Raw genomic sequence first — 15,208 nt, forward strand, 5'->3', positions numbered from 1 at the left:
CATGACGGATCCGGAAATACGACCGCTCCAGGCGGCCGACGAAGCCGAGTGGCGTCGCCTGTGGAAGGCCTATCTCGCCTTCTACGAGACCGAACTTCCCGAGGAGATTTACGCCTCCACCTTCGCTCGCCTCATGGGCGGCGGCGCCAACGAGTATCGCGGCCTTCTCGCCCTCGTCGACGGAAAGCCGGTGGGGCTCGCGCACTATCTCTTCCACCGCTCCTGCTGGCATATCGACAATGTGTGTTATCTTCAGGATCTGTTTGCCGATCCGGACGTTAGGGGCGTGGGGATCGGCCGCGCGCTGATCGAGGCCGTCTACGAGAAGGCACAGGCGGAAGGGTCGAAGGAGGTTTACTGGATGACGCAGGAGTTCAACGCGACCGCCCGCCGCCTCTACGACCGCATCGCGGAAAAGACACCCTTCATCGTCTACCAGCAAAACTTTTAGGCCTCGATGTTCGTCCCGTTCTTCCTCAGGCTGAAGGAGGCAGGCGTCCCCGTGACGCTTCGAGAATTCCTCGCCTTGCTGGAAGGCATGCGCACCGGCATCGCCGATTTCGACGTCGAGGCCTTCTATTTTCTCGCCCGCGCGACGCTGGTCAAGGACGAGCGCCACATCGACCGGTTCGATCGCGTCTTCTCGGAAATCTTCGGCGGCCTCGAGGCCCTGTCCGGCAGTAGCGAGGGGATCGAGCCGACGGACATCCCCGAGGACTGGCTGCGCAAGCTCGCCGAGAAACACCTCTCCGACGAGGACAAGGCGCTCATCGAGTCGCTGGGTGGCTTCGACAAGTTGATGGAAACGCTGCGCCAGCGGCTCGAGGAACAGAAAGGCCGGCATCAGGGCGGCTCGAAATGGATCGGCACGGCAGGCACCTCGCCCTTCGGCGCCTATGGCTACAATCCCGAAGGTGTGCGCATCGGCCAGGATGGCTCGCGCCACCGCCGCGCCGTGAAGGTCTGGGACAGACGCGAGTTCCGCAATCTCGACGACACCGTCGAACTCGGCACCCGCAACATCAAGGTGGCCCTGCGTAGGCTGCGCCGCTTCGTCCGCGAAGGCGCCGCCGAGGAATTCGATCTGGATGGTACGGTCCGCTCGACCGCGGAGCACGGCTATCTCGACGTCAAGACGCGCCCCGAGCGTCGCAACGCCGTCAAGCTCCTGATGTTCTTCGACATCGGCGGCTCGATGGACGATCACGTCCGCGGCGTCGAGGAACTGTTCTCGGCCGCCCGCGCCGAATTCCGCCACATGGACTACTTCTACTTCCACAATTGCCTCTACGAACGCGTTTGGACCGACGCCCGCCGCCGCCAGGTCGATACGATCGCCACCGACGACCTCATCCGCACCTATGGCCCGGACTACCGCGTGATCCTCGTCGGCGACGCCGCCATGAGCCCATACGAGGTCAGCCAGCCCGGCGGCTCGGTCGAGCACTGGAACATCGAACCGGGCGCGGCATGGCTGAACCGGCTGACCGGCCATTTTCGCAAATGCCTCTGGCTCAATCCGTTGCGCGAGGACTATTGGGGCTATACGGCATCGGTCGGCATGATACGGTCGCTGATGAACGGCCGCATGTTTCCCTTGACGCTCGGCGGCCTGGAAACGGCGGCGCGCGAGCTGTCGCGTTGAACAAAAATTCTGGGAGAACCCGCATGAGCAGACCCTCCATCGAAACCTTTGGCACAACGCCCTCAGGCGAAACCGTCGGGCGCGTGCGTCTCGAAGGCGGCGGGCTCACGGCATCGATCCTCACCTGGGGCGCCGTGATCCAGGATCTGCGCCTCGCCCGTCACGACGCGCCGCTGGTGCTCGGCTTCGACACGCTGGACGCCTACTTGAAGCACTCCCCCTACTTCGGCGCGACTCCCGGCCGCTGCTCGAACCGCATCGCCGGCGGACGCTTCACGCTTGACGGCAAGAGCTACCAGCTTGAACTGAACGAAGGCGGCTACGGCCACCTGCATGGCGGCAGCGACTGCATCGCGGTGCGCAACTGGACGATCGCCAACCTCGCGAAGGATCGCGTCGTCCTTGAGATTACCGACCCCGATGGCCGCGCCGGCTATCCCGGCAACTGCACGGTCCGGGCGACCTATCACCTGAAGCCCGAGGGAACGCTGTCGGTTGTCTACGAAAGCACGACCGACGCACCGACGCTCGCCAATATCTGCCAGCACAGCTATTTCAACCTCGACGGCCACGACGACGCGCTGGGCCACGATCTGATGATCGCCGCCGATCACTATCTCCCGGTCGACGACAGGCTCATTCCGACCGGCGAGATGAAGCCGGTGGAGGGCACCGCCTTCGACTTTCGCAAGCTGACGCCGATGAAGCGCTTCGACGGCGACGCCCAGGTCCGCTACGACCACAATTTCTGCCTCTCCGCCGAGCGGCAGGAAAAGCGCAGCGTCGCGCTTGCCCGCAGCATCAATTCCGGCGTGTCGATGGAGGTCTTGACCACCGAACCCGGCGTGCAGTTCTACGCAGGCGTCTATCTCGACGTCCCTGTCCCCGGCCTCGAAGGCCGCAAATATGGCCCCTTCGCTGGCTTCTGCCTTGAAACACAGATCTGGCCGGACGCCATCAATCACGAGAATTTCCCGAACGCCATCCTGCGGCCCGGCGAAGTTCTCCGCCAGGAAACCGACTACGTCTTCTCGAAGACCTGACGAACAGGCGACACCGGGGCCGAGTTAGTGCGACGGGCTGGCGAGTTTCATCAGCACCAGCCCGCTGATGATCAGGACGGCGGCGAGTATGCGGACAAGACCAGCAGGCTCGCCGAGCACCGCGATCCCGACGGTAAAGGCGCCGACGGCGCCGACGCCGGTCCAGATGGTATAGGCGGTCCCGAGCGGCAGGCTGCGCATGGAAAGCGACAGCAGCGCAAAGCTCACGATCATCGCCGCGACCGTCACCAGCGTGGGAACGACGCGCGTAAAACCGTCCGACTGTTTCATGGAGAAGGCCCACAGGATTTCGAGCAGTCCTGCGGCGAAAAGATAGATCCAGGCCACGATTTTCTCCCGGTCAAGCAACCGGGCCGTCCCGGACATCTGCCCTTGAAGGGGGAGGACGTGGCCTCGCACAAGATAATGTAGGGTTTCCGAACGCGGGATCAACGACATCCGACGTCGTCGGAGGCGCGTTTTCCATCAGAAGATCCGGAGGAAAATTGGAGCGGGTGAAGCGATTCGAACGCTCGACCCCAACCTTGGCAAGGTTGTGCTCTACCCCTGAGCTACACCCGCTCACAGCGACGATCCGGGGGTAGTCGGTGGATCGAAGGTCACCGCGTTGCGGCGACGGGCGCTATATGGCGCAGTCCTTTTTCAAATGCAACAGGGAAATGACGAATCCGCGGAGAAAAAATTCATTGGTCCGAAAAGTCCCGGCAAACGCCCGGAAAATGGGGCACGCCAATGATTGCCAACCGCGCTCGCGGATCGTATCACCTCCACGCGCCTCCTTCCGGAAGCGCTGATGTAGCAGGCCGAAGGAACGAGAATGACCGACACCAGCGAAACCATCCCTCCGAAGACAGCCGAGGATCTCTTCCGCTTCCTCGACGACCTCGGGATCAGCCACAAGACGAAGCACCATCCCCCGGTCTTCACCGTCGCCGAATCGGTCTCGCTGCGCGACGAAATTCCCGGCGGCCATACGAAGAACCTGTTCGTGAAGGACAAGAAGGACAACTTCTTCCTTCTGACGGTCGAGGAAAACGCGTCCGTCGACCTGAAGACCGTGCACACGCTGATCGGCGCGGCCAGCAAGGTGTCATTCGGAAAACCGGAAAAGCTGATGGAGTATCTCGGCGTCATTCCGGGCTCTGTCACCGCCTTCGGCGCGATCAACGACACCGGCCACAACGTGACCTTCGTGCTCGATGCCGATCTGATGCGGGAGGAGATCATCAACTGCCATCCGCTCTCCAACGACGCCACCACCTCGATCGCCCGCGACGATCTTATTCGCTTCATGGAGGCGACGGGTCACACCCCGCTTGTCTTGAAAGTCACGGCCTGACATACGATCTTAGCGGCAACAGCCGGCCGCGGCCGAACGAACACCGGGAGACCATCATGAGCGACAGCAACAACCCCTACGGCGGCCAGATGACGGCCCAGGCTCGATTCTCAGAGGCACCGGCGGCTGCTGCGGGCGCAAGCCACGTGAAGGACACCACCACGGCCGGCTTTGCCAAGGACGTGATGGAAGAATCCCGACGGCAGCCGGTTCTGGTCGATTTCTGGGCACCATGGTGCGGCCCCTGCAAGCAGCTCGCACCGGTGATCGAGAAGGTCGTAAACGAGGCCGGCGGCCGGGTTAAGCTCGTCAAGCTCAACATTGACGACCATCCCTCCATTCCAGGCCAGCTCGGCATCCAGTCGATCCCCGCAGTCGTCGCCTTCGTCGATGGCCGCCCGGTCGACGGCTTCATGGGCGCGGTTCCCGAAAGCCAGGTACGTCAATTCATCGACCGTATCGCCGGTCCCGATGCCGGTGACGCCGGCGCGGCCGAGATCGAGGGAGCGCTCGAGGAAGCCCGCACGCTTCTTGCGGAAGGTGCTGTGCAGGAGGCTGCCCAGCTTTTCGGTGCCGTCCTCCAGGCAGACCCTCAGAATGCCGGCGCCTATGCCGGCATGGCCGAATGCATGATCGCCGCCAACCAGCACGCGCGCGCCAGCGAATTGCTGGCCAACGCGCCGGAAGAGCTGGCGAACGATCCGGCGGTCCAGGCGGTCAGGAAAAAGCTCGAGCTCTATGAGGAAGCCCGCAAGCTCGGCGATCCCGCGGCTCTCGAGCACGCCCTGGCGCTGAACCCCGACGACCACGAATCGCGCATGAAACTCGCCAAGATCCGCAATGTCGAGGGCAAGCGCGACGAGGCGGCCGACCACCTTTTGCTGATTATGAAGCGCGACCGCACCTTCGACGACGACGGCGGGCGCCGCCAGTTGCTCGAATTCTTCGACGCCTGGGGACCGAAGGACCCTGCCACGATCGCGGCGCGGCGAAAGCTGTCGTCCATCCTCTTCTCGTGACGCAGCGGCACCCTATCTAGCGATGGGACCTGCGTGGTGACAGGACGATGGGACGGTACGGCTCGGTCCCCGGAGCCGAAAGGACGTAAACAGGATGCAAGTCGGAAACGCACGCTATCTGGGCGCCGATGATCTCCCGGAGACACTGCCGGTCTTTCCGCTGGGCGGTGCGCTCCTTTTGCCCGCCGGCCAGCTCCCGCTGAACATTTTCGAGCCCCGCTATCTGGCGATGATAGATGCCGCGATCGCCACGGACCGGCTGATCGGCATGGTGCAACCCTCTCTCACCGAAACGTCGGAAGGCGAGACCGCGTCGCAGCGTCCTCCGCTCGCGACCGTCGGCTGCATCGGCCGCATCACCGCGCTCTCGGAGACCGGAGATGGGCGCTACATTATCTCGCTCAGCGGCATTTGCCGTTTCCGGCTTCTCGATGAAACGACGAAAAGCGAACCCTATCGCACGTTCCGGATCGTTCCCTTCATCTCCGACCTGACCTGCGAGGACGAGGAAGCGACCGTCAACCGTACGGCGCTGCTGGCCGCCTTCAGGGCCTACCTGATGGCCAACAAGCTTGAGGCCGACTGGGAGAGCGTCGAACGGGCGAGCAACCTCACCCTCGTCAATTCCCTCTCGATGATGTCACCCTTCGGTCCGGCCGAGAAGCAGGCCCTGCTGGAGGCGCCGGACCTGAAGACCAGGGCGGAAACGCTGATCGCCATCACCGAAATCGTGCTCGCCCGCAATTTCGGCGACGCCGACAATATTCTGCAGTGAGGTAACATGGACACGGACCTCGGCAAGGGCGGCGTCGACACCAAACTGCTCGACCTGCTCGTCTGTCCGCTGACCAAGGGCCGCCTTCACCACGACCGCGAGGCCAATGAACTGGTGTCCGAGAAGGCGAGGCTCGCCTACCCTATTCGCGATGGCATCCCGATCATGCTGGTGTCGGAGGCCCGCAAGATCGACGATTGACGCGGCAGCGTCTCAGAGCACCTGGCCGGCGAGCAGCCTGGGCGCCGGGCCGGACGTTCCGGCCGCCTCCGAAATGAAGTAGGACTTCAGCGCCGGGATACGGTCGACCACACCCAGACCCATGTCGCGCAGCACCCTGAGCGGACCGAAATCGTTCGAGAACAGCCGGTTCAGCACATCGGTCGTCACACCCATCCGGAAGGTATCGAAACGGCGCCAGGTCTGGTAGCGGTCCAGCACATCCAGCGCGCCGATGTCGAGACCCAGGCGATCCGCCTCGACCACCGTTTCCGCAAGCGCCGCCACGTCCTTGAAGCCTAGGTTGAGACCCTGGCCCGAGATCGGGTGGATGCCGTGTGCCGCATCGCCGGCCAGCGCCAGGCGCGGTGCGACGAAGGCGCGCGCCAGCGTCAGCCCCAGCGGAAAGGCCTGCTTCTTGCCGACCACCTTCAGCGCGCCGAGCTTGTGGCCGAACCGACGTTCCAGTTCATCCTCGAACACGAGATCGTCGGAGGCCACCAGCCGGTCTGCATCCTCGGTCCGCTCCGTCCAGACGAGCGAGGACCGGTTGCCCTTGAGCGGCAGGATTGCGAACGGGCCGGCGGGCAGGAAGTGTTCCTCCGCCGTTCCCTCGTGCGGCCGCTCATGCTCGACCGTGGTGACGATGCCGGACTGGCCGTATTGCCATTTGACGGTCTTGATCCCTGCCATATCGCGCAGTTTCGACCGTACCCCATCGCAGGCGACCACGAGGCGGGCCTCAAGGGTTTCCCCGTCCGACAGCATGAGCTTGGCACTCGCCGACCCGGCCGAAAACTCGGCGGCGCGGACCCCGTTGCGCACGGATATGCCGAGCCGCTCGCAGGCGCCCAGCAAGGCGCCGACCATGGCGGTGTTGGGGATCATGTGGGCAAAGGGGCGGCCGTCCTCGATCGCCCCGTCGAACGTCAGGAAAACTGGACGCACGGGATCGCCTGTCTTCGAATCGGTGACGATCATCCGGTTGATCGGCTGCGCCTCCGGTTCGATCTCGTCCCAGAGCCCGAAAACCTCGAACATGCGGGTCGCCGCGGCGATAATGGCGGACGCGCGCGGATCGTTTCGCCATACGCCGGCGGGCGCCGCCTCGATGACCTCGACGGACAGATGCGGCGCCGCCTGCTTGACGGCGACGGCGGCCGCCAGACCCACATATCCGCCTCCGACGATGATCATGTCCGGCATGTCGCTGTCCTCGTCCTTTGTTTCGACCTCTGGTCGGTATATAGAACAGTCTCAGACCACATCCTAGAACCGGAACGCCTATTAAAATGTCGCAGCCACATGCAAGGTCCGCCGCCATGGATCAGCTCCTCGTCACGCTGGACCTTGAAAAGCTTGAGGAAAATCTGTTCCGCGGACGTAGCCCCAAGGTTGGTTGGCAGAGGGTGTTCGGTGGTCAGGTGATCGCCCAGGCGCTGGTTGCCGCGCAGCGCTGCGTCGAGCCGGATCGCCTCGTTCATTCCCTGCATGCCTATTTCATGCGGCCAGGCGATCCATCGATTCCCATTGTCTATCAGGTGGAGCGCATCAGGGACGGCGCCAGCTTCACCACCCGTCGGGTTGTGGCCATCCAGCATGGCAAGGCTATCTTCTCCATGTCCGCCTCGTTCCAGCTCGACGAGCCGGGTTTCGAGCACCAGGTCGATATCCCTGAGGTCACGCTGCCCGACAGCCTGATGGACGAACAGGAATTCCAGAAGTTGTTCCTGGCCGAGGCGCCGGAGAACGTGAAGCGATATTGGGGACGCGAACGCCCGGTCGAATTCCGCCCGACATCGATGGCGCACTACATCTCCAGGGAGAAGCTGGCACCGCAGGCGAATATCTGGGTGCGGACGACTGGCCCGGTGCCCGATGATCGCCCCCTTCAAGCGGCTGTTCTGGCCTACCTTTCCGACATGACACTGCTCGACACCTCGCTCTACGCGCACGGCACGTCGATCTTCGATCCGGACCTGCAGGTCGCCAGCCTCGACCACGCGATGTGGTTCCATCGCCCCTGCAGCCTCGACGACTGGCTTCTGTACACTCAGGACAGCCCAAGCGCATCGGGCGGGCGCGGAATGACCCGGGGAAGCATCTATAGCCGCTCCGGCGTATTGATCGCTTCGGTGGCCCAGGAAGGGTTGATCCGCAAAAAGGCAAATGCGTAATTTATAGGCAGAATCGCAAAACTGCCCAAATTTCGCCCGCTTATCGCCCGTTCAACTGCCTCTTTCTTGGCAGCATCATTTATAACCTTTACTTTTCAATAACTTATTACGCCATTCGAATCTGGCACGCCCTTTGAATGTATCTCGCCAGTCGCTGCTGAATTGATCGCCAGCGGCCGGAGAGTCGGCCCCGTGCCGAAGATAAGCAAAGGATGGGAAACCAGATGAAGATTGTGATGGCCATTATTAAGCCGTTCAAGCTCGACGAGGTGCGCGAAGCCCTCACCGCGGTTGGCATCCAGGGCCTGACCGTGACGGAGGTCAAGGGCTATGGGCGCCAGAAGGGGCACACCGAAATCTATCGCGGCACCGAATACGCCGTCAGCTTTCTGCCGAAACTGAAGATCGAGATCGCCGTCGGCGGCGAGATGGTCGACAAGGCCGTGGAAGCGATCGCCTCCGCCGCCAAGACCGGCCAGATCGGCGACGGAAAGATTTTCGTCTACTCGATCGACCAGGCCGTGCGCATCCGCACCGGCGAAACCAATTCCGAAGCTCTTTGAAGACGGCTGTAAGGGGAGTCATTTCTGATGTCATTCACCAAGTTTTCCGCAACCCTCGGCGCCGCCGGCGCTGCGCTGCTGGCCCCGGCCATCGCCTTCGCGCAGGAAGCCGCACCGGCAGCCGCTGAAGCCGTGGCCGCCGCTCCGGTTCCGGACAAGGGCGATACCGCCTTCATGTTCCTCTGCACCATCCTGGTGCTGTTCATGCTGATGCCGGGCCTCGGCCTGTTCTACGGCGGCCTGGTCCGCGCCAAGAACATGCTGTCCGTTCTGATGCAGTGCACGGTCGTCGGCGCGGCGATCATGCTCGCTTGGGTCATCTACGGCTACTCGTTCGCCTTCGGCGGCTCGACCAACGCCTTCTTCGGCGGCACGGCCAAGCTGTTCCTGTCCGGCGTCACCATGGATTCCACGGCTGCGACCTTCTCGGACGCCGTCATTCCGGAGTTCATCTTCATCCTCTTCCAGATGACCTTCGCCGCCATCACCCCGGCGCTGATCGTCGGCGCCTTCGCGGAACGCATCAAGTTCTCCGCGTCGGTTCTGTTCTGCCTTCTCTGGGTCACGTTCGTCTACTTCCCGATCGCCCACATGGTCTGGGACGCAAACGGCCTTCTCTTCGGCTGGGGCGCTCTCGACTTCGCCGGCGGCACCGTCGTTCACATCAACGCAGGTGTTGCAGGTCTCATCGGCGCGATCATGGTCGGCAAGCGTACCGGCTACGGCAAGGACATGATGGCTCCGCACTCCATGACCCTCACCCTCGTCGGTGCGGCCATGCTCTGGGTCGGCTGGTTCGGCTTCAACGCCGGCTCCAACCTTGAGGCTTCCGGCGGCGCGATGCTCGCAACCGTCAACACCTTCATCGCCACGGCTGCTGCGATCGTATCGTGGGTCGTTGTCGAAAGCTTCACCCGCGGCAAGGCCTCTATGCTCGGCGCCGCTTCGGGCATGATTGCCGGCCTCGTTGCCATCACGCCCGCTGCCGGTATTGCCGGTCCGATGGGCGCGATCATCATGGGTCTGCTCGTCTCGCCGATCTGCTACTTCTTCATCTCGGTGATCAAGAACAAGTTCGGTTACGACGACACCGCTGACGTCTTCGGCGTTCATGGCGTCGGTGGCTTCTTCGGCGCGCTGGCAACCGGCATCTTCGCCTCGTCCTCGCTGGGCGGCATCGGCTATGCCGAAGGCGTTACCATGGGCGGCCAGTTCATGACCCAGCTCTACGCGGTCCTCGTCACGATCGTCTGGTGCGGCATCGGCTCGGTGATCCTCTACAAGATCACCGACATCATCGTCGGCCTGCGCGTTCCGGTCGAAGCCGAGCGCGAAGGTCTCGACCTCGCCTCCCACGGCGAAGCCGCTTACCACTCGTAATAGACGATCGCGCCGGCTGGCCGGCGCGGCTCGACCTTCAACGAAGCCCGGATCGCAAGGTCCGGGCTTTTTTCGTTGCCGTCGCCGCCGGACGCTCCATGGTTAATGCGACATTAACCCTGGGCGACCTAGACTACCGACCGGTTTCGGTCTGTCCGCCTTGTTCAGGCGTGCCCGAAACGCGCGCTCCGAGTACAAGTCAAGGCAGGACCATGAGCAGAAGCCATTCGGCCCACGTGGAGGATCACTCCAACCGCTTCGCGCTGAGCGCATTCGTCATCCGGCAGTTGCTGGCGCTCGGAGGCTTCGCGATCTTCCTCCTGTTGATGCTCGCCGTCGCCGCCCTTGCGACCTGGAACGTCGCGGACCCCAGCTTTTCCTACGCCACCAGCAACGAGCCGACGAATATTCTCGGACGGCCGGGTGCCGCCTTCGCCGACATCATGATGCAGTTCCTCGGCCTTGCGAGCGTTCTGGCGCTGCTGCCGGTCTTGGCCTGGTCGCTCGCCCTCATCGCCGGCCGACGCATCTACCGGCTTCCCGCCCGGGTCGGCACCTGGGTTCTGGGCTCCCTGACAGCGGCCGCCTTGGTCGGCTGCGTGCCGCCGCCGGCCACCTGGCCGATCCCGAATGGCACCGGTGGCGTTCTCGGCGACATGCTTCTGCGTTTCCCGGCACTCTTCATCGGCGCCTATCCGACCGGCACGGCCGGTCTGGTGATCGGATCCCTGTTCGCCCTTCCGACCCTGTGGCTCATGCTGTTTGCGTCCGGCCTGATCGGCAACGAGCCGCGCGAGGAAGATCTCGTTCCCCGCCATGCTGCGCCGAGACGCCGCGAGGAACCGCGGCTCGACGACGACGAGGCGGAAGGTTTTGCCTTCGGCTCCCTGGCGCTCGGCGCCATGACCCATGGCTGGTACACCGCGCGCGCCCGCCTGCGCCGTCTGTTCGGCATGAAGTCCCGCCCCCAGGACGACTTCGACCAGCCCTACGATTTCAACGAGGACGACGCCGACCACTTCGACCCGCCGCATCGTGCCCGCATGATCCACGAGCCCTCGCTTGACGCCGGCCTCGACATCGCGCCCGAGCCCGCCCGCGTCCGGCCGAAACCGATCATCGCCGCACCGCCATCCGCCACCCGTGCAGCACCGCGCTTCGACGACGATCCGCCGTTCGACGTCGACGATATGCCCCTGCCGGCCGGTATCCTCTCCGATGACGACGATGACCTCGACGAGGTGAAACCGACCATCCGTGCAAGAGCGGCCGACGAACGCGCAAGCCCACGCGTGGTGGCGCCGGCCGCGCGGCCCAAACCGGGCGCCCGCGTGGAACGGGAGGCCCAGGGCTCGCTGATCCGGCCGGAAGGCTTCCAGCTCCCCTCGGTGCACCTCCTGGCCGAACCCAAGGCCGTTGCGCGCGACGCGACGCTGTCGAAGGACGCACTGGAGCAGAATGCCCGCATGCTCGAAGGTGTGCTGGAAGACTTCGGCGTCAAGGGCGAGATCATCCACGTCCGCCCCGGCCCGGTAGTGACGCTCTACGAACTGGAACCCGCCCCCGGCATCAAGTCCTCCCGCGTCATCGGCCTTGCCGACGACATCGCCCGCTCCATGAGCGCGATCGCCGCGCGCGTCGCCGTGGTGCCGGGCCGCAATGCCATCGGCATCGAATTGCCGAACCAGTCGCGCGAGACCGTCTACCTCCGCGAACTCGTCGCCTCGCGCGATTTCGAGACCAACAAGGCGAAACTCGCGATGGCGCTCGGCAAGACGATCGGTGGCGAACCCGTGATCGCCGACCTCGCCAAGATGCCGCACCTCCTCGTCGCCGGTACCACCGGCTCCGGTAAGTCGGTCGCCATCAACACCATGATCCTGTCGCTCGTCTACCGGCTTCCGCCGGAGAAGTGCCGCCTGATCATGATCGACCCGAAGATGCTGGAACTTTCCATCTATGACGGCATTCCCCACCTGCTCTCGCCGGTCGTCACCGATCCCAAAAAGGCGGTCGTCGCCCTGAAGTGGACCGTGCGCGAGATGGAGGAACGCTACAAGAAGATGTCGAAGATCGGCGTTCGCAATATCGACGGCTTCAATTCCCGCGTCGAGCAGGCCATCGCCAAGGGCGAAGTGCTGACGCGCACCGTACAGACCGGTTTCGACCGCCAGACCGGCGAAGCTATGTACGAGACCGAGGAATTCGATCTCCAGCCGATGCCCTACATCGTCGTCATCATCGACGAAATGGCCGACCTGATGATGGTCGCCGGCAAGGATATTGAAGGTGCCGTCCAGCGTCTGGCGCAGATGGCCCGCGCCGCCGGGATCCACGTGATCATGGCGACCCAGCGTCCCTCGGTCGACGTCATCACCGGTACGATCAAGGCGAACTTCCCGACCCGCATCTCCTTCCAGGTGACGTCCAAGATCGACAGCCGCACCATCCTTGGCGAGCAGGGCGCCGAACAGCTGCTCGGCATGGGCGACATGCTCTACATGGCCGGTGGCGGCCGCATCCAGCGCGTCCACGGCCCCTTCGTCTCCGACAACGAGGTCGAGGAAATCGTCGCCTACCTCAAGACCCAGGGCGCGCCGGAATATCTCGATGCGATCACCATCGATGACGACGACGAGGATGAAGGCGGCGGCCCGGCCGGCACGTCGAACCTGTCGGAATCCGATGATCCCTACGATCAGGCAGTCGCCGTCGTCCTGCGTGACGGAAAGGCCTCGACATCCTATATCCAGCGCAGGCTCGGCATCGGCTACAACCGCGCCGCCTCGATCATCGAGCGGATGGAGAAGGAAGGCCTCGTCGGCCCGGCCAACCACGCCGGCAAGCGGGAAATCCTCGTGCCGACCGAAAGCGACATTATCGAACGATAGGCCGCGGGCGAAAAATGCGCGTCACGAAGACGCCGCGATTTTCGCCCATGAGAGGCTAGCAAAGGAGAATCGAATGACCGCCAACAGCAAGTTCCGCCCGGGTTCAGCCCTGTCACCGATCTCGCGCCGTGCCTTTGTCGCCGGCGCGGCCGCGGCTGGTGCCTGCCTCTGGCTGAACGCGCCGATGGCGCTCGCCGCCTCGGGTCCGCCGGAAGAAGCGCAGAGGGTCGCAGACCATTTCTCCTCGGTGAAGACGATGATGGGCGAGTTCGTCCAGTTCGGCCCGCGCGGCGAGCAGACCGGCGGCAAGTTTTATATCGAGCGCCCCGGCAAGCTGCGCTTCAACTACGAGAACCCTTCGCCGATGCGCGTCATCTCGGATGGCCGCAACGTCGTGATCGGCAACATGAAGCTGAAGACCTGGGACATCTATCCGCTGTCGAAGACACCGCTCAGCCTGCTTCTCTCCGACCGCATCGACCTCAATCACCAGATGGTCCGCGGCGTCAAGCAGGAGGCCGACCTGACGACGATCGTGCTCGGCGACCGGACGATCTTCGGCGATTCGACCATCACCCTGATGTTCGACCCGAAGACCTTCGAACTGCGCCAGTGGACCATCACCGACGCGCAGGCCAAGGACACCACGGTCATGATCTTCAACGTCCAGACCGGCGTGAACTTCGATGCCCGCGTCTTCGAGGTCCCCTATGCCGACGTCCACAAGCGCGGCGGCTGACGACAAGGGATAACCAGGCGCCGGCCCGCGTTTTGCCGGCCCGGCTCTGGCTTTGCGCCGCATCCCCCGTTAAGTTCCGCCGCATCTTTGATAGCGTATGGACTGTCGGCGCATGGCTTTTTCCCTGACCACCTGGAACATCAATTCGGTACGGCTTCGCCTTCCCATCGTCGAACACTTCCTGAAACTGAAGAATCCGGACATTCTCTGCCTGCAGGAGATCAAGTGCCTGGAAGACCAGTTTCCGGCCGACGCGTTCAGGGCCCTCGGCTACGAGCACATCATCCTGCACGCCCAGAAGGGCTATCACGGTGTCGCGACCATCTCGAAGCTGCCGCTGACGGAGGACTACAGGCACAATTACTGCGGCGTCGGCGATGCGCGCCATATCTCCGCGATTTTCGAACGCGGCGGCCGGCGCATTCGGCTCCACAATTTCTATGTCCCGGCCGGCGGCGACGAGCCGGACCGGACCATCAATCCGAAATTCGGCCACAAGTTGGATTTCGTCGAGGAGATGAAGGTGCTGCGTTCGGATGCCGAGGCCGACACCTCGTCAATTCTCGTTGGCGATCTCAACATTGCGCCGCTTGAAAACGACGTCTGGTCGCACAAGCAGATGCTGAAGATCGTCTCGCACACGCCGGTCGAGACCGAGGGCATGATGGAAATCATCCGGGCTGGAAACTGGGTGGATCTCATGCGACAGAACGTCGATCCCTCCGAGAAGATCTACACCTGGTGGAGCTACCGCGCCAAGGACTGGGCCGCTGCGGACCGGGGCCGCAGGCTTGACCATATCTGGTCATCGCCGGACCTCGGACCGAGGCTGCAAGACATTGAGATCCTGCGCGAAGCGCGCGGCTGGGAGCGGCCGTCGGACCACGTCCCCGTCACCGCCACCTTCGATCTTTGAATCGGACGTTCGGCGCTACTGGAAACGATGCTGTAGGGCCGACGCCTGTTGCGCGAGCGCTGCGATCGTTTCACGGATACGGTTTTCGACGGTGCGCGCCATCTCGGGATACTCCTCGATCAGGCGATGAAAGAGCGCGCGCGTGATCCGGATCACGTCGCCTTCCTCGAGCGCTACGGCCGTGAATTTCCGTTCCACCATCGTAGCAAGCGCAAGCTCGGAGAGAAGCGTTCCCTCGCCGACCACGCTCTCGATGACCTTGCCGCCATCCCGACCTTTTCTGGAAAGCTCGAACCTGCCGCCGGCGACGATATAGGCGCTCTCCGCCGGCGCGCGCTCCTGGAACAGCACCTCGCCGGCTTTGACCCGCCGGTGCTCCGCGCCAAAGGCGATCAGCCGCAACTGCTCGCGATCAAGGCCCTGAAAAAGAGGAACCGCAGCCAGCAGCGCTATGTCGTCGTTGAGCGCCATCCGGCAGCCT

At 63.5% G+C, this 15,208-nt stretch carries 16 protein-coding genes and 1 tRNA gene; 13 read left to right on the top strand and 4 right to left on the bottom strand.

Annotation, left to right across the window (positions count from 1 at the left end; translation table 11 throughout):
- Nucleotide 1: 1 nt before the first annotated feature.
- The 3 genes from J5J09_RS00405 to J5J09_RS00415 are packed head-to-tail and all read left to right on the top strand — an operon-like array spanning nucleotide 2 to nucleotide 2,688.
- Nucleotides 2-451 (top strand): GNAT family N-acetyltransferase, encoded by a 450-nt coding sequence (locus tag J5J09_RS00405; protein ID WP_208547756.1) that lies wholly within the window; start codon nucleotides 2-4, stop codon nucleotides 449-451.
- 6 nt (nucleotides 452-457) lie between these two features.
- On the top strand, nucleotides 458-1,645 hold the full coding sequence (locus J5J09_RS00410) for a VWA domain-containing protein (RefSeq protein WP_208547757.1): 1,188 nt from the start codon (nucleotides 458-460) through the stop codon (nucleotides 1,643-1,645).
- A gap of 23 nt (nucleotides 1,646-1,668) precedes the next feature.
- The gene (locus tag J5J09_RS00415; RefSeq protein ID WP_208547758.1) at nucleotides 1,669-2,688 is read left to right on the top strand and encodes an aldose epimerase family protein; all 1,020 of its coding nucleotides are present in this window, start codon (nucleotides 1,669-1,671) and stop codon (nucleotides 2,686-2,688) included.
- A gap of 24 nt (nucleotides 2,689-2,712) precedes the next feature.
- On the opposite strand, the gene J5J09_RS00420 is transcribed toward J5J09_RS00415, so the two are convergent.
- Together J5J09_RS00420 and J5J09_RS00425 are read right to left on the bottom strand one after the other, a co-directional pair.
- Nucleotides 2,713-3,036 (bottom strand): SMR family transporter, encoded by a 324-nt coding sequence (locus J5J09_RS00420; RefSeq protein WP_208547759.1) that lies wholly within the window; start codon nucleotides 3,034-3,036, stop codon nucleotides 2,713-2,715.
- A gap of 159 nt (nucleotides 3,037-3,195) precedes the next feature.
- Nucleotides 3,196-3,270: transfer RNA gene (locus J5J09_RS00425), tRNA-Gly, on the bottom strand.
- Between the two features lie 256 nt (nucleotides 3,271-3,526).
- Here J5J09_RS00425 and J5J09_RS00430 point away from each other — a divergent pair.
- The 4 genes from J5J09_RS00430 (at nucleotide 3,527) to J5J09_RS00445 (ending at nucleotide 6,043) form a co-directional block, all read left to right on the top strand.
- Nucleotides 3,527-4,048, top strand: a complete 522-nt coding sequence (locus tag J5J09_RS00430) for a prolyl-tRNA synthetase associated domain-containing protein (RefSeq protein WP_208547760.1) — start codon at nucleotides 3,527-3,529, stop codon at nucleotides 4,046-4,048.
- A 56-nt stretch (nucleotides 4,049-4,104) separates the two neighbouring features.
- Complete coding sequence (gene trxA / locus J5J09_RS00435; protein ID WP_208547761.1) at nucleotides 4,105-5,067, top strand: thioredoxin; 963 nt, start codon at nucleotides 4,105-4,107, stop codon at nucleotides 5,065-5,067.
- Nucleotides 5,068-5,161: 94 nt separating this feature from the next.
- On the top strand, nucleotides 5,162-5,842 hold the full coding sequence (locus J5J09_RS00440; protein WP_208547762.1) for an LON peptidase substrate-binding domain-containing protein: 681 nt from the start codon (nucleotides 5,162-5,164) through the stop codon (nucleotides 5,840-5,842).
- A gap of 6 nt (nucleotides 5,843-5,848) precedes the next feature.
- Nucleotides 5,849-6,043, top strand: a complete 195-nt coding sequence (locus J5J09_RS00445) for a Trm112 family protein (RefSeq protein ID WP_208547763.1) — start codon at nucleotides 5,849-5,851, stop codon at nucleotides 6,041-6,043.
- Between the two features lie 12 nt (nucleotides 6,044-6,055).
- Here J5J09_RS00445 and J5J09_RS00450 read toward each other — a convergent pair whose 3' ends face one another.
- Nucleotides 6,056-7,309: a ubiquinone biosynthesis hydroxylase gene (locus J5J09_RS00450; protein ID WP_348646473.1), complete on the bottom strand. Its 1,254-nt coding sequence runs from the start codon at nucleotides 7,307-7,309 to the stop codon at nucleotides 6,056-6,058.
- 44 nt (nucleotides 7,310-7,353) lie between these two features.
- Between J5J09_RS00450 and tesB the strand changes: the two genes are divergently transcribed.
- The 6 genes from tesB to J5J09_RS00480 all read left to right on the top strand — a co-directional run bounded on the left by tesB (nucleotide 7,354) and on the right by J5J09_RS00480 (nucleotide 14,727).
- A complete protein-coding gene (gene tesB / locus J5J09_RS00455; RefSeq protein ID WP_208547765.1) occupies nucleotides 7,354-8,238 on the top strand; it encodes an acyl-CoA thioesterase II in 885 nt (294 codons plus the stop codon).
- A 212-nt stretch (nucleotides 8,239-8,450) separates the two neighbouring features.
- Entirely contained in the window at nucleotides 8,451-8,801 is a 351-nt protein-coding gene (locus J5J09_RS00460; RefSeq protein WP_281436198.1) for a P-II family nitrogen regulator, read from the top strand.
- Between the two features lie 27 nt (nucleotides 8,802-8,828).
- Entirely contained in the window at nucleotides 8,829-10,181 is a 1,353-nt protein-coding gene (locus J5J09_RS00465) for an ammonium transporter (protein ID WP_208547767.1), read from the top strand.
- A gap of 212 nt (nucleotides 10,182-10,393) precedes the next feature.
- The gene (locus J5J09_RS00470; RefSeq protein ID WP_208547768.1) at nucleotides 10,394-13,072 is read left to right on the top strand and encodes a DNA translocase FtsK; all 2,679 of its coding nucleotides are present in this window, start codon (nucleotides 10,394-10,396) and stop codon (nucleotides 13,070-13,072) included.
- A gap of 73 nt (nucleotides 13,073-13,145) precedes the next feature.
- Nucleotides 13,146-13,811 (top strand): outer membrane lipoprotein carrier protein LolA, encoded by a 666-nt coding sequence (locus J5J09_RS00475; protein WP_208547769.1) that lies wholly within the window; start codon nucleotides 13,146-13,148, stop codon nucleotides 13,809-13,811.
- Between the two features lie 112 nt (nucleotides 13,812-13,923).
- Nucleotides 13,924-14,727: an exodeoxyribonuclease III gene (locus tag J5J09_RS00480; RefSeq protein WP_208547770.1), complete on the top strand. Its 804-nt coding sequence runs from the start codon at nucleotides 13,924-13,926 to the stop codon at nucleotides 14,725-14,727.
- A 15-nt stretch (nucleotides 14,728-14,742) separates the two neighbouring features.
- Here J5J09_RS00480 and J5J09_RS00485 read toward each other — a convergent pair whose 3' ends face one another.
- Entirely contained in the window at nucleotides 14,743-15,198 is a 456-nt protein-coding gene (locus tag J5J09_RS00485; protein WP_208547771.1) for a cyclic nucleotide-binding domain-containing protein, read from the bottom strand.
- Nucleotides 15,199-15,208: the final 10 nt, after the last annotated feature.

It is taken from the genome of Ciceribacter sp. L1K22 (genome assembly GCF_017599385.1).
In the GTDB taxonomy this organism is placed as follows: domain Bacteria; phylum Pseudomonadota; class Alphaproteobacteria; order Rhizobiales; family Rhizobiaceae; genus Allorhizobium.